Source organism: Streptomyces sp. NPDC002104 (genome assembly GCF_053593795.1).
This window is the reverse complement of the sequence record NZ_JBSFDF010000007.1, coordinates 160030-179639: the sequence shown is the minus strand read 5'-3', so window position 1 is coordinate 179639 and position 19610 is coordinate 160030. Positions and strand designations below refer to the sequence as shown.

Annotated in this window: 14 protein-coding genes; 11 read left to right on the top strand and 3 right to left on the bottom strand. The window is 73.4% G+C overall.

Translation table 11 applies throughout. From position 1 onward, the window contains the following. The 8 genes from ACWCP2_RS09200 to ACWCP2_RS09165 all read left to right on the top strand — a co-directional run. Nucleotides 1-869: hydroxymethylglutaryl-CoA synthase (locus ACWCP2_RS09200; protein WP_450907940.1), on the top strand; the 869-nt coding region annotated here is incomplete at its 5' end. After that, nucleotides 866-2317, top strand: coding sequence for a DUF4192 domain-containing protein (locus ACWCP2_RS09195; protein ID WP_450907939.1), 1452 nt, complete (start codon nucleotides 866-868; stop codon nucleotides 2315-2317). The genes ACWCP2_RS09200 and ACWCP2_RS09195, both read left to right, overlap by 4 nt. A 419-nt stretch (nucleotides 2318-2736) precedes the next feature. Next, complete coding sequence (locus ACWCP2_RS09190; RefSeq protein WP_450907938.1) at nucleotides 2737-4722, top strand: amylo-alpha-1,6-glucosidase; 1986 nt, start codon at nucleotides 2737-2739, stop codon at nucleotides 4720-4722. 105 nt (nucleotides 4723-4827) lie between these two features. Beyond that, nucleotides 4828-5574 (top strand): NUDIX hydrolase, encoded by a 747-nt coding sequence (locus tag ACWCP2_RS09185; RefSeq protein WP_450907937.1) that lies wholly within the window; start codon nucleotides 4828-4830, stop codon nucleotides 5572-5574. 143 nt (nucleotides 5575-5717) lie between these two features. After that, entirely contained in the window at nucleotides 5718-7535 is a 1818-nt protein-coding gene (locus ACWCP2_RS09180; RefSeq protein ID WP_450907936.1) for an ATP-binding cassette domain-containing protein, read from the top strand. A 150-nt stretch (nucleotides 7536-7685) separates the two neighbouring features. After that, a complete protein-coding gene (locus ACWCP2_RS09175; protein ID WP_323188018.1) occupies nucleotides 7686-8627 on the top strand; it encodes a FadR/GntR family transcriptional regulator in 942 nt (313 codons plus the stop codon). 477 nt (nucleotides 8628-9104) lie between these two features. Then, the gene (locus ACWCP2_RS09170) at nucleotides 9105-10703 is read left to right on the top strand and encodes an RNA polymerase sigma factor (protein ID WP_450907935.1); all 1599 of its coding nucleotides are present in this window, start codon (nucleotides 9105-9107) and stop codon (nucleotides 10701-10703) included. 120 nt (nucleotides 10704-10823) lie between these two features. Next, on the top strand, nucleotides 10824-11795 hold the full coding sequence (locus ACWCP2_RS09165; RefSeq protein WP_450907934.1) for a S1 family peptidase: 972 nt from the start codon (nucleotides 10824-10826) through the stop codon (nucleotides 11793-11795). 130 nt (nucleotides 11796-11925) lie between these two features. Here the strand turns inward: ACWCP2_RS09165 and ACWCP2_RS09160 are convergent, their stop codons facing one another. After that, nucleotides 11926-12162, bottom strand: coding sequence for a DUF7455 domain-containing protein (locus ACWCP2_RS09160; protein WP_327255290.1), 237 nt, complete (start codon nucleotides 12160-12162; stop codon nucleotides 11926-11928). A 446-nt stretch (nucleotides 12163-12608) separates the two neighbouring features. Between ACWCP2_RS09160 and ACWCP2_RS09155 the strand changes: the two genes are divergently transcribed. The 3 genes from ACWCP2_RS09155 (at nucleotide 12609) to ACWCP2_RS09145 (ending at nucleotide 17068) form a co-directional block, all read left to right on the top strand. Next, nucleotides 12609-14729, top strand: a complete 2121-nt coding sequence (locus ACWCP2_RS09155; RefSeq protein WP_450907933.1) for a DNA gyrase/topoisomerase IV subunit B — start codon at nucleotides 12609-12611, stop codon at nucleotides 14727-14729. A 186-nt stretch (nucleotides 14730-14915) separates the two neighbouring features. Then, on the top strand, nucleotides 14916-15479 hold the full coding sequence (locus ACWCP2_RS09150; protein WP_450907932.1) for a DUF485 domain-containing protein: 564 nt from the start codon (nucleotides 14916-14918) through the stop codon (nucleotides 15477-15479). Next, on the top strand, nucleotides 15476-17068 hold the full coding sequence (locus ACWCP2_RS09145; RefSeq protein ID WP_450907931.1) for a solute symporter family protein: 1593 nt from the start codon (nucleotides 15476-15478) through the stop codon (nucleotides 17066-17068). The genes ACWCP2_RS09150 and ACWCP2_RS09145 overlap by 4 nt, the downstream gene beginning before the upstream one ends. A gap of 68 nt (nucleotides 17069-17136) precedes the next feature. Here ACWCP2_RS09145 and ACWCP2_RS09140 read toward each other — a convergent pair whose 3' ends face one another. Both ACWCP2_RS09140 and ACWCP2_RS09135 read right to left on the bottom strand, forming a co-directional pair. After that, nucleotides 17137-17871, bottom strand: a complete 735-nt coding sequence (locus tag ACWCP2_RS09140) for a response regulator (RefSeq protein WP_450907930.1) — start codon at nucleotides 17869-17871, stop codon at nucleotides 17137-17139. Then, a complete protein-coding gene (locus ACWCP2_RS09135) occupies nucleotides 17868-19508 on the bottom strand; it encodes an ATP-binding protein (protein WP_450907929.1) in 1641 nt (546 codons plus the stop codon). The genes ACWCP2_RS09140 and ACWCP2_RS09135 overlap by 4 nt, the downstream gene beginning before the upstream one ends. Nucleotides 19509-19610 lie beyond the last annotated feature (102 nt).

Genomic DNA, 19610 nt, shown 5'->3' with positions numbered 1-19610 from the left:
TCGTGATCGCGAGCGACGTCTCGAAGTACGAGCTGGACCAGCCGGGCGAGGCCACCCAGGGGGCCGCGGCGGTGGCCATGCTGATCGGCGCGGATCCCGCCCTGGTGCGCATAGAGGAGCCGTCGGGGGTCTTCACCGCCGACATCATGGACTTCTGGCGGCCGAACTACCTCACCACCGCCCTGGTCGACGGGAAGGAGTCCGTCTCCGCGTACTTGCAGGCGATGGAGGGTGCGTGGAAGGACTACACCGAGCAAGGCGGCCGTTCCTACGAGGAGTTCGCCGCGTTCTGCTACCACCAGCCGTTCACGAAGATGGCCCACAAGGCGCACCGGGCCCTGCTGGAGAGCTGCGGGCGGGAAGTCGACGAGGCCGAGGTGGTCCGGGCCGTCGGCCGGACGACGGCCTACAACGAGGTGATCGGGAACAGCTACACCGCGTCCTTGTACCTCGGTCTGGCCGCACTGCTCGACGACTCCGACGACTCCGACGACGCGGACGGGGATCTGACGGGGCGGCCCATCGGTCTGCTCAGCTACGGGTCCGGCAGCGTCGCCGAGTTCTTCGCCGCGGTCCCCGTCCCGGGCTACCGGACGCACCTGCGGTCCGAGCAGCACCGCGAGGCGATCGCCCGGCGCCAGGACATCGGCTACGCCGACTACCGGCAACGCCATGAGCAGGCCTTTCCGGTCGACGGCGGAGATCATCCCGCGCCGCGGGAAACCACCGGGCCGTACCGGCTGGCCGGGCTGTTCGGGCACAAGCGAGTCTACGAAACCGAGATAGCGGCGACCGGGTCGGGCGGTTGCCGCCGGGGTTATCCACAGGGGTTTCCGGATCCGGCCGGACACGGGACCTTCGGGACATGACGAACAACAACCACGAAGCGGCACACGTTCCGTCCGACCCCTCGTCCGACCCCTCGTCCTCCTCGTCCGACCCCTCGTCCCGCCCGTCCGGCTCCTCGTCCTCCTCGTCCTCCCCGTCCAAGTCGTCGACCTCATCCGCCGGTTTGTCCGGGGGCGTCGACGCATCCCGGATCACCCTGCGCAGTCCGGCCGAACTGGCCGACGCACTGCCCTACATGCTCGGATTCCATCCGAGTGACTCCCTCGTCATGGTCGCCGTCCACGGGGAGGCCGGCCGCTTCGGCGGCCGGCTCCGCGTGGGCATCCCCGCCGCCCCCGACGAATGGGAGGACACCGCCCGTCAGGTCGCCGACTGTCTGATCCGCGGCAGCGTGCGGCGCGGAGCCAGGCCCGACGGGATCATCGTCTTCCTCTGCCAGGACCCGCGCCGCGGCGAGAGCCCGCAGCGGGTGATGACCCGGCTGCGCCCGTTCGCGCAGCGGATCCGGCTGGCCTGCGGAGCCCTGGACGTCCCCGTACTGGAGGCCCTGTGCCTCTCCGCCGGGCGGTACTGGTCCTACTGCTGCCCGGACGAGCGGTGCTGCCCCGCCGAGGGCACCGCGCTGGCCGCCCCCGGCACCTCGGTGATGGCCGCCGCGGCCACCTTCGCCGGCCTCCAGGTCCGCGGCTCCCTCCGGGAGATCGAGCACCGGCTGACACCGCTGGGCGGGACGGTGGCCGAGGAGATGGAGGCGGCCCTGGACCGGGCGGCCGCCGCTCTGGTGCCGAAGATCCTCGACGGGGCCAGCCGGGAGGAGGTGGGGGCCGAGACGGTCCTGCTCGCCCGCGCGCTGATCCAGCGCATGGCCTCGGCCCCGCCGGCCGAAGGCCGCTCCGGAGCCGACGCCCGGGACGACCGGCTGCTGGCCCACGACGAGGCCGCCTCGCTCATCCTCGGCCTCCAGGACCGCGAGATCCGCGACATCGCCGCCGAGTGGATGGAGGGCGAGGAGGCGGCCCCCGCCCTGCGGCTGTGGCGGGCCCTGGCCCGGCGCTGCGTCGGGGCCTACGGGGAGCACGCGGCGGCTCCCCTCACCCTGGCGGGCTGGGTCTCCTGGTCCACCGGGGACGAGCCGACGGCCAGGATCGCCCTGGGGCTGGCCCTGCGGGCGGACGACGGGTACCGCTTCGCGCAGCTCCTCCACCATGCCTGCAACGAGGGGATCGACCCGGAGGGGCTGCGGCAGTGCCTGCGCGAGGAGCGCCGGCGCCGGGAGCCGCGCCGGGAGCCGCGCCGGGGGCGGCTGCCCGCGGGATCCCGCAGGGCGTCCGCCGCCAGCAGGCCGCCGGGCGGCCCGGACCGCCCGGACCGCCCGGGCAGGACGGCCGGGGCGGCCGGGGCGGCCGGGGCGGGTCGGACGAGCAGTGGTCGCCGTGAGCCCGGCAGCACCTCGGGGAGCGAGCAGTGATGCGCGGGCGGGGCACAGACGCGGACATCGGGCGTGGCCGGAGCGGCGGTGCGGGCCGGGGTGTGCACCCGGGCGCCATGGGCCGGGGCCGGGGCCGGGGCCGGGGCTCCGGAGGCCGGGGTGTGAGCTGCGGAGACCGGAGCCCGGGTGTGAGCTGCGGAGACCCGGGCCGGGGCGGCCGTGCGGGCCGGTGGCGGGGCCCGGGGGAGGCCCGCGGCTTCGTGGTGCGGGGGTGGCTGCGGGAAGCGGCGCTCGCGGTTCCGCGGCGCAGGCCCCCGCGGCGGCCGTTGCTCCGCCGGGCGCAGCCCCCACCGGGGCCCGTGACCCGGGCGGGGGCAGGGGCGTTGCGCTGGGGGGTGGTGGGGACCCGGCCGCGCCGCCGCCCAGCCGACCCACCCGGAGCGCAGACAAGGCGACCCATGTCTCACCCCGTACCCCCCGCCCGCCCAGCCCCCTCCCGCAAACCCGACCTGCCGCCCGTGCACGGCGCCGTCATCTGCCTCTCCGCGCCGTGCGTGGTCATCTCGCCCGAGCACGGCCAGCTCACCGGGCGCGGGGCCGACGGGATCTACCGCGCCGGGCTCCGGCTGCTGTCCCGCTGCGTGCTGCGCGTCGCCGGCCGGGACCCCGTCGCCGTCCACAGCCGCAGCCTCGGCGCCGACCGGGCCTCCTTCACCGCGACGGTCCGCACCGGAGCCGAGCCCGGGCCCGATCCCGACGTCGGGGTCGAGCGGATCCGGCACGCCGACGGCACCGAGCGGATCACCCTGCGCAGCTTCACCGGCCGGCCCCTGCGGATCCCCGTGGAGATCTCGCTCGGCACGGACCTGGCGGAGCTGGCCGAGGTGGCCGCCGGCCGGGCCGGGCCGGAGCTGCCCGCGGCGGTGCACGCCGCCGGGCTGCGCTGGACCAGGGGCGAGGCCCAGGCCGTCACCGCGGCCGAGCCGCCGCCGGACGACGCGCTGGCCTCGGCCGGGCTGCTGCGCTGGCAGCTCGAACTGCGCCCCGGGGAATCCCGCACCATCGAACTGCGGACCACCCGGGACCGAGGGGCCCGGGCCCCGGCCGGACAGGTGGCCAATCCACTGTCCGACGAGGTCCGCGCGGAGGGGGACGACCCGAGGGCCGAGGCATGGCTGCGCACCAGCGTGCAGGACCTGGGCGCGCTGCTGCTCAGGGACCCGAAGGCGCCGGCCGACAGCTACGCGGCGGCCGGAGTGCCGTGGCGGCTCGGGCTGGCCCCGGCGGAGTCCCTGTGGGCCGCCCGCATGGCGCTGCCGCTCGGCACCGGGCTCGCGGCCGCGACCCTGCGCATCCTGGCCCGGACCCAGACCGGGGGGCGGGGCGGCGACGCGGGGAGGATCCCGGGGCCGCTCCGGGGAGCGGGGCCGCAGCTGCCCCCGGGATGCACCGGGACCGAGGCCACGCTCGCCTTCCCCGCGGTGCTCGCCGAAGCCCGGCTCTGGGGGATGCCCGAGGCGGAGGTGGCCGAGCTGCTCCCCGCCGCCGAGCGCTGCCTGGAGTGGCTCCGGGGCGCCTTCGGGGAGGACGGCTTCCTGGCCGATCCCGATCCGGGACCCCGGCGCTGTGAAACCCAGGCCCACGCCCATCGTGCCGCGCTGCTGGGGGCCGACCTGCTCGCCGGGTGCGGGCGCCCCGGAGCCGAGGAGTGGCGGGACCGGGCGGCCGCGCTGCGGGAGCGGTTCGCAGCCCGCTTCTGGGTCGACGGCCCGGACGGCGGCCGGCCCGCGGCGGCCCTGCATCCCGACGGGCGGCCCCTGCCCCGGCTGACGGGGGCCGCCGCCCACCTGCTGGACACCGGGCTGCTCGGTGGCGGCCGGCTCGCGCGCGGGCTGCTCGACCGGGTCCGTACCGAGCAGCTGGCCCGGCTGCTCGGAGCCCCCGCCATGGACTCCGGCTGGGGACTGCGCAGCATGGCGGTGCGGGAGCCGGGGCACAACCCGTTCGGGTACCGCTCGGGAGCGGTACGGCCGTACGAGAGCGCGGTCGCCGTGGCGGGGCTGGCCCAGGCGGGCTTCGAGAAGGAGGCCACGGGACTGCTGCGGGGCCTGCTGGACGCGGCGGAGTCCTTCGGTTACCGCCTCCCGGAGATGTACGCGGCCGAGCAGCGCACCGTCGGCAGCGCTCCGCTTCCGCATCCGGCGGCCTGCCGGCCGGCTGCGGTCGCGGCCGCCGCCGGGATCCACGCACTGACCGCCCTGGCCGGGATCCGCCCGGACGCCCCCGCCGGTACGGTCGCCCTGGTACCGCTCCCCGGCGCTCCGCTCGGCGGGCTCCGCCTCTCCGGGCTGCGGGTTTCGGGGCAGCCGTTCGCCGTCCGGATCAGCCGTCTGGGCCTGGGCATGGTGGAGGAGGCCGCCGATGCCCTGCAACTGGGCGGATAGGCGGCGCCCCGCCGGCCGGGCCGGATCCGGCCGGGGCTTCCGGTTCCGGAGCCCGAAGATCCCCAAAGCTCTGTTTATCGTCAGGCAGACGACTATGATCGCGGCATGTCGCCCTACGACCCGTCGGCCTTTCCGCCCTTCGCCGTCACCGTCGACCTGGTCGTGCTCACCGTGCGGGGCCATGCGCTCTGCGCGTTGGTCATCCGACGGGGCGAGCAGCCGTTCCAGGGACGCTGGGCGCTGCCCGGCGGCTTCGTGCGCGGGGACGAGGACCTGGCCGCGGCCGCGGCCCGCGAACTGTCCGAGGAGACGGGTCTGTCCGCCCACGACCCGGCCGCTCCGGACGTGGGCAACGGGGCGCACCTCGAACAGCTGGCGACCTACGGTGATCCGAAGCGGGATCCGCGCATGCGCGTGGTCAGCGTCGCGCATCTGGTGCTGGCTCCGGACCTGCCCGCGCCCCGGGCCGGCGGCGATGCCAACAGCGCGCGCTGGGCCCCCGTCGACGAGCTCCTCTCCACGGAGGGCCGGACCGGCGCAGGACTCGCCTTCGACCACGAGCAGATCCTCGCCGACGGGGTCGAGCGGGCCCGCTCGAAGATCGAGTACTCCTCGCTGGCCACCGCCTTCTGCCCGCCCGAGTTCACCGTCGGCGAGCTGCGCCGGGTCTACGAGGCGGTCTGGGGAGTCGCCCTCGACCCGCGGAACTTCCACCGCAAGGTCACCGGCACCCCCGGGTTCCTGGTCCCGGCCGGGGGGACCACGACGCGTCAGGGCGGCCGCCCCGCCCAGTTGTTCCGGGCCGGCGGGGCCACCCTGCTCAACCCGCCGATGCTGCGCCCGGAAGTCTGAGGCCCGCGCGCCCCGCACCCGAGGCGGGGCGCCGACACGGATGAGATGTGCGACGGGCTACGTCGTAAATCGGACATATCGCGTTATCTTGTTGGCGGTAATCACCCTGCCGCAGAGCGGTCTCACCCCCCGCGAGAGAAGCGATGCTCCAGGCCATCGGACTCACCAGCACCCCCCGCCGCAACCTCCCGCCCCTCGTGGACGACCTCACCTTCGAGGCCCGCCCCGGGAGCGTGACCGCACTGCTCGGCGAGCCCGGGTCGGGCAAGACCACCGCGCTGCGGCTCATGCTCGAACTCGAACCGGGCCGCGGGGTCACCTACTTCCGCGGGCGCCCCCTGCACCGGATCCCGCATCCGGGCCGCGAGGTCGGCGTGCTCCTCGGCGACCTCCCCGGCAACCCCTCGCGCACGGTGCGCGGTCAGCTGCGGATGCTCTGCGCCGCCGCCGGTGTGCCGGCCGCCCGGGCCGACGCCATGCTGGAGATCGTCGGTGTCGCCGGACTGCGCGACCAGCGGCTCGGCTCGCTCTCGCTCGGCATGGAGCGCAGGGTCGCGCTGGCCGCCGCACTGCTCCCCGATCCCTGCACTCTGCTCCTCGACGAGCCCACCGCCGGGCTGTCCCCCCGTGAGCGGAGCTGGCTGCACGGGCTGCTGCGCGGCCACGCCTCGCTCGGTGGCGCGGTGCTCTTCACCACCGACGACGCGAAGGAGGCCGCCCGCAGCGCGGACCGGGTCGTCAGCATCGAGGCGGGCCGGCTCGTCGCGGACCAGGACGCCCCCGAGTTCGCCCGGACCCGGCTGCGGCCGCGGGTCGCCGTGCGCACTCCGCACGCCGCCCGGCTGGCCGACGTCCTGGGCCGGGAGGCGCGGGCGGCCCGGCGCACGGTGGAGATCGTGGAGGAGAGCGGCAGCCGGCTGTCCGTCTACGGCAGCAACTGCGCCGAGGTCGGCGAGGCCGCCTTCCGGCACGGCGTGCTCGTCCACCAGCTCGCCGACGAGACCGGCGACGCCGGAGCCCAGCCGTCGCTGCCGCGCGCCCGGGACCGCGCCGCGTCCGGGGCCCCCGGCGCGGCCGCCGGCCAAACGCAGCCCGCGTCGGCAGCCGGAGCTGGAGCAGATGCGGGAGCGGGCGGCGACCGGCTTCGGCCCGCCCGCCCGGGGCGGCCGGCCTCGGCCGTGCGCCGGCTCGGCGGCCCGCTGCGGCCCCTGCGCTACGAGCTGCACCGGATCTTCGGCACCGCCACCCCCGTGCTCACCGCCGCCTTCGTCGTCGCCGTCTCCGTCGTCACGGCCCTGGTGCTGGCCCGGGCCGGCCACACTCCGCAGAACCGGCTGCTCGCCGCCTGGCCCGAGTTGCTCCCGCTGCCGCCCGCCGCGCTGGGCGCCGGACTGCTCGGGGCCCTGGCCTTCGGCGAGGAGTACCGCTATCCCGCGCTCGCCGCCGACCGCGGCACCGTCCCGCGCCGACTCGGGCTGCTCACGGCGAAACTCGGCGTCAGCGCCACCCTCGCACTGCTGCTCGGCGCCCTCGCCGTGACCGCCGACGCCACCGCCCTGACGCTGGTGTTCGGCAGCGCGCCGCTCCGTACGCCCGCCGAGTGGGTTTCCCCGGGCGCGAGTTGGGCGGGGCTGCTCATCGGCTGCGCCTGGTCGGGAGTCCTGGCCTCCGGTGTCTTCCGCTCGGCCGCCGCAGGCCTGGCCGCGGTGCTCGCCGTACCGGTGATGGTCGTACCGCTGGTGCGCAAGGCCCTGGACGGTCCGTCCGCGTACCCGGTCACCGGACTCGCGGAGCGGCTGCGCGGTCTGGCCTGGGCGCAGTGGCCGCCGGAGGCGGACCGGGTGGTCCTCGGGGCGATCCGGGTGATGGCCCAACCGGTGGGAACCGCCCTGGTGTTGTCGCTGATGGTCCTGTTGTGCGCCTATGGGTTCACAGGACTGCGCGGCCGCGTCCGTTTGTGAGGGATCGTTGGTGATCGTTCCGGTGTGGATCCGGACCCAACGGGACCGTTGTGGTTCACATCAGGCCCGGCGGACCGCAACTCCCCGCAAAAGGCCCGGTTCTTTACGATAAGTCGTCAATTGCGTAGGTGGCACCGATCACCCTTTCGTGTGCTTTTCACCAAAGACCTCAAGGGTCGCGGAGACACAGCCGACAAAGGATTCGTGAGTACCCTTGCGCACACCATGATGACCGCCGCCCGCCATGCCGATTCCGGCCTCGCCGGCGCGGGCGAACTCGACCGCTACCCCTACCCGGAGGCCTCGGGGGCCGACCGGGTGGGAGTGCCCCACTGGGACGGATCCGACGTCGAGTTGAGCCGGGTCGGCCGCCGCGCCGCGGGCAGCCGCGGCCGCGGCCTGCACGGCCAACTCGTCCAGCAGCTCGGCCAGATGATCGTTTCCGGCGACCTCGGCGCGGACCGTCCGCTGGTCCCCGAGGAGATCGGGCAGCGTTTCGAGGTCTCCCGCACCGTCGTCCGCGAATCGCTGCGGGTCCTGGAGGCCAAGGGCCTCGTCAGCGCCCGCCCGAACGTCGGCACCCGGGTCCGTCCGGTCGCCGACTGGAACCTGCTCGACCCCGACATCATCGAGTGGCGCGCCTTCGGCCCGCAGCGCGACGACCAGCGCCGCGAGCTGGGTGAGCTCCGCTGGACCATCGAACCGCTGGCCGCCCGCCTCGCCGCCGGCCACGGCCGCCCGGAGATCCAGCAGCGTCTCGCCGACATGGTCGAGATCATGGGGCACGCCCTCGGACAGGGCGATTCGATCACCTTCGCGCGTGCGGACAACGAGTTCCACGCGCTGCTCATCCAGGTCGCGGCCAACCGCATGCTGGAGCACCTCTCCGGCATCGTCTCCGCCGCGCTGCAGGTGTCCGGCAGCCCCGTCACCTCCTGCGACCGCCCCAGCGAGACCTGCGTCGCGCACCACGCGCGCATGGTCGAGTGCCTCGCCGCCGGCGACGCGGTGGGCGCGGAGAACGCCATGCGCCAGCTTCTGACGGTGCATCCGGAAGTCGAGCGCGTGGTCCCCGCCCCGCGCGAGCACTGACCCGCCGCAGCACACGGGCGCGGGCGTGCCGACGGGGCGCCGGTCCCGGACGGCACCCCCGGAAGGAGTCCGGGCAGGGTGCGGCGGCGGCAGCGGAGCGATGCTCCCCGTGCGGGCCCCGGGCGCCCCGGCCGCCTCCCGGCTCCGGTCCGGCCTCCGGGCCCCGTTTCCGGGGAGTCGTCCGGCCCGCGAACCGGGGCGTGTTCGGGCACACCGGACGGGCAGAAATAACGGTATGACCGGCATGGCATCGATCCGGGTGTGACTCGGGCCACGAAGATTGGGCGTAACGCTCCGCGAGGTCACGCGATGACCTAAGAGGTGATGGCCGACGGAGGGAAGACAGCAGCCCTTGGGGGTGCTGTGCAGCTCCCCGGCCCCTGCCCGCGCCCCCGGCCCATCCCCAGTCGGTGGTCGTCGGCTCCGGTCCAGCACCACCAGGCCGGGGTCGGAAGCCGTTTCCATCGTTCCGAGAGGTTGTTCGTGTCGGCCAGCACATCCCGTACGCTCCCGCCGGAGATCGCCGATTCCGAGTCTGTGATGGCGCTCATCGAGCGGGGCAAGGCCGAGGGGCAGATCGCCGGCGATGACGTGCGTCGGGCCTTCGAGGCTGACCAGATTCCTGCGACCCAGTGGAAGAATGTCCTGCGCAGCCTCAACCAGATCCTTGAGGAAGAGGGTGTGACGCTGATGGTCAGTGCCGCGGAGTCGCCCAAGCGCACCACCCGCAAGAGCGTCGCAGCGAAGACCCCCGTCAAGCGGACGGCCACCGAGCCCGTCGCCAAGAAGGCGGTGGCGGCGCCGGCGCCTGCCGTCGCGGCACCGGACGCGGTGGCGGCGGACCCGGATCCCCTGCACACGGACACCGGCGTCGACGCCGGCGCGGAGGGGACCGCGACCGAGCCCGTGGCCAAGAAGGCGGCGGCGAAGAAGACGGCGGCGAAGAAGGCCGCACCCGCCAAGAAGGCCGCGGCGAAGAAGACGGCCGCGAAGAAGACCACCGCCAAGAAGGACGCCGACGAGGCGGGCGACGACGAGACGGCGGAAGAGGGCCCCGGCGCCGCCAAGGCCGAGTCCGAGGACGAGGAGGAAGGCGCCGAGAGCAAGGGCTTCGTCATCTCCGACGACGAGGACGACGCCCCGGCCCAGCAGGTCGCCGTGGCCGGCGCCACCGCCGACCCCGTCAAGGACTACCTCAAGCAGATCGGCAAGGTCCCCCTCCTCAACGCCGAGCAGGAGGTCGAGCTCGCCAAGCGCATCGAGGCCGGACTCTTCGGCGAGGACAAGCTCGCGAACTCGGACAAGCTGGCGCCCAAGCTCAAGCGCGAGCTGGAGATCATCGCCGAGGACGGCCGCCGGGCCAAGAACCACCTGCTGGAGGCCAACCTGCGCCTCGTGGTCTCCCTCGCCAAGCGCTACACCGGCCGCGGCATGCTCTTCCTGGACCTGATCCAGGAGGGCAACCTGGGCCTCATCCGCGCCGTGGAGAAGTTCGACTACACCAAGGGCTACAAGTTCTCCACGTACGCCACCTGGTGGATCCGCCAGGCGATCACCCGCGCCATGGCCGACCAGGCCCGCACCATCCGCATCCCGGTGCACATGGTCGAGGTCATCAACAAGCTGGCCCGCGTCCAGCGCCAGATGCTCCAGGACCTGGGCCGCGAGCCCACCCCGGAGGAGCTGGCCAAGGAACTCGACATGACCCCAGAGAAGGTCATCGAGGTCCAGAAGTACGGCCGCGAGCCGATCTCCCTGCACACCCCGCTCGGCGAGGACGGCGACAGCGAGTTCGGCGACCTCATCGAGGACTCCGAGGCGGTCGTCCCGGCGGACGCCGTGAGCTTCACGCTCCTGCAGGAGCAGCTGCACTCGGTGCTCGACACGCTCAGCGAGCGCGAGGCGGGCGTGGTCTCCATGCGCTTCGGCCTCACGGACGGGCAGCCCAAGACCCTCGACGAGATCGGCAAGGTCTACGGCGTCACCCGTGAGCGCATCCGCCAGATCGAGTCGAAGACCATGTCGAAGCTCCGCCACCCGTCGCGGTCCCAGGTGCTGCGCGACTACCTCGACTAGGACGGACCGGGCGCGGCGAGGGGTTCGCCGCAGGTCGTCGCCGGTGGCCGCGCGGGTGCGCACGGCCACCGGGCGTCCCACTCTGAGTGGAGTCATGCACACTCGGAGTCAGGAGGCCTCATGCGTCGTCCCTTTGCCCGTGTCCTGGCGGGAGCGCTGACCCTGGTGGCGGGAGCGGCGGCGGCGCCGCTCTTCCAGGCGCCGCGAGCGGCCGCGGACAGCGTGGTGATCGGCGGGAAGCCGGTGAAGGTGGCCGATGCGCCGTGGGTGGTGGCCCTCGCCAGCCGTGACCGGTTCGGGGGTACGCGCGGCGGCCAGTTCTGCGGGGGCGTTCTCGTCACCCCGACCACGGTGGTGACCGCGGCCCACTGCCTGGGGCGCCAGGTGCTGGGAGGCCCGGTCGACTCCGTCCGCGACTTCCGGGTGATCACCGGGCGTACGGAGCTGCGCGCGAGCGAGGGCCGGGAGATCGCGGTGCGTTCCGCCCGGGTGAACCCGGCGTACGACCCGGCCAGCAATGCCGGCGACCTGGCCGTCCTGGAGCTGGCCGAAGCGGTGGCCGCGCAGAACGTGCTGCCGATGGCCGACTCCGGGCATCCGGCCTACGGGGCCGGTACCGAGGCCGCCGTATACGGCTGGGGCGACACCAGCGGCTTCGGCGACTACGCCTACGCGCTGCGGGCCGCCCGGGTGACGGTGCTGGCGGACGAGGTCTGCGGGCGGGCCTACCCGGGAGACGCCGACGGTCAGTACCGGGCCGACTCCATGGTGTGCGCGGGGGACCGCGAGGGCGGCAAGGACGCCTGCCAGGGGGACAGCGGCGGTCCCCTGGTGGCCCAGGGGCGGCTGATCGGTCTGGTGTCCTGGGGGCGCGGCTGCGGGCGGGCGGACAGCCCGGGCGTGTACACGCGGATCGCACCGCTGATCGGCTTCGTCTCCGGACCCGCCCCCGAACCCGTCAGCGGCTCGGAGGCGGCCCGGGGGGCGCTGGGCCGCCCTGGTGGTCGCGGAGTCCTGCGGATGGACGTACGCCCCGCCCAGGGGCCCGGGAGGGGCCTGGCGGCGGGGGACCTGCCCGCGCCGAAGCGCTGAACCCGGTCCGAACGTGAGGCCGGACCCCGTCCGGACATGAGGACGGGCGGTCCCTCTGGGTCGCAGAGGTACCGCCCGTCGACCGGCTACGCCGGTCCTGGCTCGTCGGATGCGAGGCTTGGGCCTTGTGTCAGCGGTCCTCGGGGTCGGCGGCACTGGCCGCCGGAGCGGACGTAAGCCGCTCGGTCTCATCCTGTATTTCCGCGGCGATCTTCTTGAGTTCCGGCTCGAACTTGCGTCCGTGGTGGGCGCAGAAGAGCAGTTCACCGCCGCTCAGCAGGACGACGCGCAGATATGCCTGGGCGCCGCAACGGTCGCATCGGTCAGCGGCCGTCAGCGGGGTCGCGGGTGTCAGAACAGTAGTCACGTCGCCTCTTCTCTAGCTCGACGAGCTGTCGTACCAGGGTCAACATCCAACCAGGCCGAAAACGTTCCCGCTCGCGGCTTTTCCTCGAAACTTCCTTCCGAAGCTGGCCGGCCGTTGCCGGTTGGCGGCGAAGGAGCCGTATTGCGTTGCTTTACGGTTTCGCGTTGTCAGGTCGTTCGCTTGTCGCAGTTCTGCCCTCTCCGGCTGAGTGCCGGTTGTTCATGAGGACGTGCCCGAACACTAAATGGTTCATGCGCGGAAGGGAACGTGATGTTTGCTTCACCCTGACGGGGGATCGAACACGCGTGCGGACCTGCACTAGGCTGACGAAGGGGCTGGGGTGGCGTTGCATCGGCTCTACCAGGCCTCGGTACCCTTCCAGCGGCAACCGAGCCACCACTGCGCCCGACCGGGCCAGAAAAAGAATTCAGCGAGGAGCGAACTGCGTGACCGCCGACACGTCCGTGCCTTCCAGCGCACTGCTGACCGGAGCAGACCGGGACGGCTCCAACTACACCGCGCGGCACCTGCTCGTCCTCGAGGGCCTCGAGGCCGTCCGCAAGCGCCCCGGCATGTATATCGGCTCCACCGACAGCCGGGGCCTCATGCACTGCCTCTGGGAGATCATCGACAATTCCGTCGATGAGGCCCTGGGCGGCTACTGCGACCACATCGAGGTGATCCTCCACGAGGACTCCTCCGTGGAGGTCCGCGACAACGGCCGCGGCATCCCCGTGGACGTCGAGCCCAAGACCGGCCTCTCCGGCGTCGAGGTCGTCATGACCAAGCTGCACGCCGGCGGCAAGTTCGGCGGCGGCTCGTACGCGGCCTCCGGCGGCCTGCACGGCGTCGGCGCCTCCGTCGTCAACGCGCTCTCGGCGCGTCTGGACGTCGAGGTCGACCGGGGCAGCGCCACGCAGGCCATCAGCTTCCGCCGCGGCGTCCCCGGCATGTTCACCGAGCAGGGCCCCGACAGCCCCTTCGACCCCGCCAACGGTCTGCGCAAGGGCAAGCGGATCGCCAAGGGCAAGACGGGCACCCGGATCCGCTACTGGGCGGACCGGCAGATCTTCCTCAAGGACGCCAAGCTCACGCTGGACACGCTCTACCAGCGGGCCCGCCAGACGGCCTTCCTCGTGCCCGGCCTGACCATCGTGGTCCGCGACGAGCGGGGCCTGGAAGGGGCCGGCAAGACCGAGGAGACCTTCCGCTTCGACGGGGGCATCAGCGAGTTCTGCGAGTACCTCGCCCAGGACAAGGCGGCCTGCGACGTCCTGCGCCTGACCGGCACCGGGACCTTCAAGGAGACCGTCCCGGTCCTCGACGACCGCGGGCACATGACCCCCACCGAGGTCACCCGCGAGCTCGGCGTGGACATCGCCCTGCGCTGGGGCACGGGCTACGAGACGAACGTGAAGTCGTTCGTGAACATCATCGCCACCCCCAAGGGCGGCACGCACATCTCCGGCTTCGAGCGCTCGGTCACCAAGACCGTGAACGAGGTGCTGCGCTCCGCGAAGCTGCTGCGCGTCGCCGAGGACGACGTGGTCAAGGACGACGCGATGGAGGGCATGACGGCGGTCGTCACCGTCCGCCTCGCCGAGCCGCAGTTCGAGGGCCAGACCAAGGAGGTGCTCGGCACCTCGGCGGCCACCCGCATCGTCGCGGCCGTCGTCGCCAAGGAGCTCAAGGCCTTCCTGACCTCCACCAAGCGCGACGACAAGCAGCAGGCACGCTCCGTGATGGAGAAGATCGTCGCGGCCGCCCGGACCCGGATCGCGGCCCGCCAGCACAAGGAGGCGCAGCGCCGCAAGACCGCGCTGGAGTCCTCCTCGCTGCCCGCCAAGCTCGCCGACTGCCGCAGCGACGACGTGGAGCGCAGCGAGCTCTTCATCGTCGAGGGCGACTCGGCGCTGGGTACGGCCAAGCTCGCCCGCAACTCCGAGTTCCAGGCGCTGCTGCCCATCCGGGGCAAGATCCTCAACGTCCAGAAGTCCTCGGTCTCGGACATGCTCAAGAACGCCGAGTGCGGGGCGATCATCCAGGTCATAGGAGCCGGCTCGGGCCGGACCTTCGACATCGACGCCGCCCGGTACGGGAAGATCGTCCTGCTCGTGGACGCCGACGTGGACGGCGCGCACATCCGCTGCCTGCTGCTCACGCTCTTCCAGCGCTACATGCGCCCGATGGTCGAGGCGGGCCGGGTCTTCGCCGCCGTGCCGCCGCTGCACCGCATCGAGCTCGTCCAGCCGAAGAAGGGCCAGGACAAGTACGTGTACACGTACTCGGACAACGAGCTGCGCCAGACCCTGCTGGAGTACCAGCGCAAGAACATCCGGTACAAGGACTCCATCCAGCGCTACAAGGGCCTCGGCGAGATGGATGCCGACCAGCTCGCGGAGACGACGATGGATCCGCGCCACCGCACCCTGCGCCGGATCAACATCGGCGACCTGGACTCGGCCGAGTCGGTCTTCGACCTGCTCATGGGCAACGAGGTGGCCCCGCGCAAGGAGTTCATCACCAGCTCCGCGGCCACCCTGGACCGTTCGCGGATCGACGCCTGAGCGGACCCGGGCGCACCGGGGGCAACCGGCGGACCTCCGGTGGCACTTCCGCGGCACTGGCACACCGGTGCTCTTCACTCCATCACCTGATGGAGTGAAGAGCACCGGGACACCAGTCCGGGAAGCGTTCCTCCCGCACATCCTTGTGGGCACGCGGCCACTGCGGCGGCGGACAAGGAGAGTTCGGTGGACAAGCACGAAGGTCGTGATGCCGGAACGATCCGGCTGGACGACCCCTGGTACGACGCGCTGGCCGTCGGTTGGGGCGAGGGCGAGGGTGCCGGCGCAGGCGAGGGACCCGGTGGAGCGGCGGGCGGCGGCGCGGCGGGCGGCGGAGCGGAAACGTCACCGCCGAACTCCTCCCCGGGCGGCGCGCCCGCCCGCGCGGCCTCCGACATCTACCTCGAGGTGCAGCGCAGCGCCGCCTTCCAGGAAGTGCGGGGCCGCTACCGGAGGTTCGTCGTCCCCGCCACCGCCGGCTTCTTCCTCTGGTACGTCGCCTACGTGATCGCCGCCACCACGGCGCCCGGCATGATGGCCCGGCCCGTGTTCGGGTCCGTCAACGTGGCCCTGCTCGCGGGTCTCGGCCAGTTCCTCAGCACCTTCCTGCTGACCTGGGCCTACGCCCGGCACGCCCGGCTGCGGCGCGACCGCGCGGCGCTCGACCTGCGCTGGACCGTCTTCGAACAGGAGCAGGTCCGCCGGGCGGACGCCGGGGAGCGCACCCGGGCACGGGGGGCGGGCCGGTGACCACCGAGCACCAGACCCTGGCGCTGCTCCTGTTCAGCGTCTTCATCGCCGTCACCCTGGGCATCACCACCTGGGTGAGCCGCAACCGGCACGGTTCGGCCGAGGAGTTCTACGCGGGCGGCCGGCTCTTCTCCCCGATGGAGAACGGTTTCGCCATCGCCGGCGACTACATGTCCGCCGCCTCCTTCCTCGGCATCTCCGGGCTCATCGCCCTCTTCGGCTACGACGGCCTGCTGTACTCGGTGGGCTTCCTCGTCGCCTGGCTGGTCGTGCTGTTCCTGGTCGCCGAACTCGTGCGCAACTGCGGCCGGTTCACCCTCGCCGACGTGGTCGTCGCGCGGATGAAGGAGCGGCCGGTGCGGATCGCCGCCGGAACCTCCTCGGTGGTCGTCTCCGTGCTGTACCTCGTCGCGCAGATGGTCGGCGCCGGCAGTCTCGTGGGCCTGCTCCTCGCCGATTCGGGCCGGACCGCCCGGACGCTGACCGTCATCGGTGTCGGCGCCCTCATGGTGATCTACGTGTCCTTCGGCGGCATGCGGGCCACCACCTGGATCCAGATCGTCAAGGCCGTGCTGCTGATGGGCGGCGCGATCACCCTCACGGTGCTCGTCCTGCTGCGCTTCCACGGGAACTTCGACCAGCTGCTCAGCAGCGCCGCCGAGCGCAGCGGGCACGGCGACCGGTTCCTGGGCCCCGGGCTCAAGTACGGCGGCGACTGGACGGCCCGCTTCGACTTCATGAGCCTCGGGCTCGCCCTGGTCCTGGGGACGGCCGGGCTGCCGCACATCCTGTCCCGCTTCTACACCGTGCCCACGGCGCGGGCGGCCCGCCGGTCGGTGGTGTGGGCGATCGGGCTGATCGGCGGGTTCTACCTGATGACCATCGTGCTCGGCTTCGGTGCGGCGGCGCTGCTCGGGCCGGACGAGGTCCGCGCCTCCAACGCCTCGGGGAACACGGCGGTTCCGCTGCTCGCGGCCTTCCTGGGCGGCGGGGCCGACTCGACCGGCGGGGCGGTGCTGTTCGCCTTCGTGGCGGCCATCGCCTTCGCGACCATCCTCGCGGTGGTCGCGGGGATCACCCTCGCCTCGTCGGCCTCCGTCGCGCACGACCTGTACGCCTCGCTCAAGCGCCGCCACGCCCGCCAGCGCAGCGAGGTGGCGGTGGCCAGGACGGCGGCGGTCGGGATCGGCGCGGTGGCGATCGCGCTGGGGCTGCTCGCCCAGGAGCTGAACGTGGCCTTCCTGGTGGGCCTGGCCTTCGCGGTGGCGGCCTCGGCGAACCTGCCGGTGCTGCTGTACTCGCTGTTCTGGCGCGGTTTCACCACGCGGGGCGCCGTCTGGTCGGTGTACGGGGGGCTGATCCCGGCCGTGCTGCTGGTGGTGCTGTCCCCGGTGGTCTCGGGCAGCCCCGAATCCCTGTTCCCGGGCGTGGACTTCCAGTTCTTCCCGCTCCAGAACCCGGGCATCGTGTCCATCCCGCTGGGCTTCCTGGCGGGCTGGCTGGGCACCGTGACCTCGGCGGAGGAGCCGGACGAGCGGCGGCACGCGGAGACCGAGGTCCGGTCGCTGACGGGGGCCGGGGCCGTGTAGGGCCGGCGCCGGTCAGGCGGCCGGGGCCAGGTGGCCCCGGTCGGCCGGCCGGGGTCGGCCGGCCGGGGTCAGCCGGTGGTGGGCGGACGCCAGGCGTAGCGGTGTTCCGGCCGGCCGGTTTCGCCGTAGCGCAGGGCGAGGACGACGCGGCCGGCGCGGTCGAGGAGCTTGAGGTAGCGCTGGGCGGTCTGGCGGCTGATGCCCGCGCGGTCGGCGATCTGCTGGGTGGAGAGCGGGCCTTCGGCCGCGCGCAGGATGCCGCGGACCAGGTCGGCGGTGGTGGGGGAGTGGCCTTTGGGGAGGTCGCTCGGGGCGTCGGCGCCGGCCGCGGCGAGGGCGCCGAAGATCCGGTCCACCTCCGCCTGTTCGGCCTCGCCGCCCGTGTCCAGGGTGCGGCGCAGGGCCGCGTAGGCCTCCAGGCGGGTGCGCAGGCCCGCGAAGGTGAAGGGCTTGACCAGGTACTGGAGGGCGCCGAGGCGCATGGCGGCCTGGACGGTGGCCAGGTCGCGGGCGGCCGTCACCATGATCACGTCGGTGCGGTGGCCGCCTTCGCGCAGGCGCCTGACCAGATCGAGGCCGTTCTCGTCGGGGAGGTAGTGGTCGAGGAGGACCAGGTCCACGGGGCGGGAGCCGAGGAGCTCCAGTGCCTCCGCCGCGCAGTGGGCCCGGGCCGCCACGCGGAAGCCGGGGACCTTGGCCACGTAGGCCGCGTTGATCCGGGCGACCCGCTGGTCGTCGTCGACGACCAGCACGTCGAAGTCGGCGCTCGCTGAGCTCGTCGCAGAGCTCGTCGCCGCGCTCATCGCAGGGCCTCCGGGAGCACGACGGAGAATTCCGCCCCTCCGCCGGCCGCCTCGCCGGCCCGGACCGTGCCGCCCTGCCGTTCGGCCAGGCGCCGCACCAGGGCGAGACCGAGCCCGCGTCCGCGGTGGGCGCCGGCCCGGGGCTGTTTGGTCGACCAGCCCTCGGTGAAGATCTCCTCGCGGCGCGCCTCAGGGATGCCGGGGCCGCTGTCGCGGACCCGCAGGACCGCGGCGCGGCCGTCCGCCCGGATGTCGACCTCGACCAGCGGCGCGGGGGAGCCGACGGCGGCGTCCAGCGCGTTGTCGACCAGGTTGCCGAGGATGGTGACCAGGCCTCCGGGATCGACGAGGCGGTCGGGCAGCAGGGCGGAATCGGCCAGCCGCAGGGGGACCCCGCGCTCGGCCGCGACCGTGGCCTTGCCCATCAGCAGGGCGGCGAGCAGCGGGTCGTGCACCTTCTCGGTGACCTGTTCGGCGGTGCTGCGGTGCACGCCGACCACCTCGGTCACGAACTCCACGGCCTCCTCGTACAGGCCCAGCTCCAGCAGGCCGAGGAGGGTGTGGAGCCGGTTGGCGTGTTCGTGGTCCTGGGCGCGCAGGGCGTCGATCAGGCCCCTGGTGGAGTCGAGCTCGCGGCCCAGGTGTTCCAGCTCGGTGCGGTCGCGCAGGGTGGCCACGGCTCCGCCGTCCTCGGTGGGCATCCGGTTGGCGACCAGGACCCGGGTGCCCTGCACAGTGAGCAGGTCGCGGCCGGTGACCCGGCCGGTGAGGACGTCGGTGGTGCGGCCCGCGCCGAGCACCTCGTCCAGGGCGCGCCCCGCTACGGCGCCGGCGGCCTCGGGCGCGAGGCCCAGCAGCCGGGCCGCCTCGTCGTTGACCAGCCGGACCCGGCCGGTCCGGTCGAGGGCGATCACACCCTCCCGGATGGAGTGCAGCATCGCTTCGCGTTCGGCGAGCAGGCCGGCGATATCGGAGAAGGCCAGGTCGCGGGTCTGCCGGTGGATCCTGCGCGAGAGCAGGTAGGCGGCGAGGGCGCCCGCGGCCAGGGCGCCGCCCGCGTACGCGAGCAGGCCCGGGATGGCGCCGAGCAGGCGGCCCTGGACGCTGTCGTAGGCGATGCCGACCGAGACGGCGCCGACGATCTCGCCGTCGGCGGCGAGCAGCGGGACCTTGCCGCGCGCGGAGCGGCCCAGGGTGCCCTCGTCGATCTCCATGACCTCGCGGCCGGCCAGGGCGTCGTGGGGGTCGGTGGAGACGGGCCGCCCGATGCGGTCGGGGCTCGGGTGCGAGCGGCGGATGCCGTGCAGGTCCATGACCACCACGTACTCGGCGCCCGTGGCCGAGCGGATCCGCTCCGCGGAGGCCTGGACGGGGCTGTCGGGGGAGGGGGCCGAGCCGAGGAGGCCGGCGGCCAGGGAGGGGTCGGCCGCGGCGCTCTGGGCGATGGCCAGGGCGCGCCGCATGGCCTGGTCGTCGAGCTGCGCGCTCAGCGGGGCCAGGAAGAGGCCGGTGGCCAGCGTGAGCACCCCGGCGGCGATGGCCAGCTGGGTCAGCAGGATCTGGGAGGCGGCCCGTCTGGGCAGCCCGAGGCGCCGAGCGCTCATGTGGAGGGACGGCAGGAACTGCATGAGCTGCATGAGTACGAACCGTAGGCCGGTTCGGGTGTAAGCGGAATGTGGCTCCCTCACGCAAATCGCTTGCGCTATTTGCGCCCAGCTTGCGCAAGGAATGACGGTGTG

Bases quoted from the DNA above. Each gene is read 5' to 3' on its own strand.
- ACWCP2_RS09195 (WP_450907939.1), top strand. From the start codon at position 866: ATGACGAACAACAACCACGAAGCGGCACACGTTCCGTCCGACCCCTCG.
- ACWCP2_RS09190 (WP_450907938.1), top strand. From the start codon at position 2,737: ATGTCTCACCCCGTACCCCCCGCCCGCCCAGCCCCCTCCCGCAAACCC.
- ACWCP2_RS09185 (WP_450907937.1), top strand. From the start codon at position 4,828: ATGTCGCCCTACGACCCGTCGGCCTTTCCGCCCTTCGCCGTCACCGTC.
- ACWCP2_RS09180 (WP_450907936.1), top strand. From the start codon at position 5,718: ATGCTCCAGGCCATCGGACTCACCAGCACCCCCCGCCGCAACCTCCCG.
- ACWCP2_RS09165 (WP_450907934.1), top strand. From the start codon at position 10,824: ATGCGTCGTCCCTTTGCCCGTGTCCTGGCGGGAGCGCTGACCCTGGTG.
- ACWCP2_RS09140 (WP_450907930.1), bottom strand. From the start codon at position 17,871: ATGAGCGCGGCGACGAGCTCTGCGACGAGCTCAGCGAGCGCCGACTTC.
- ACWCP2_RS09135 (WP_450907929.1), bottom strand. From the start codon at position 19,508: ATGCAGCTCATGCAGTTCCTGCCGTCCCTCCACATGAGCGCTCGGCGC.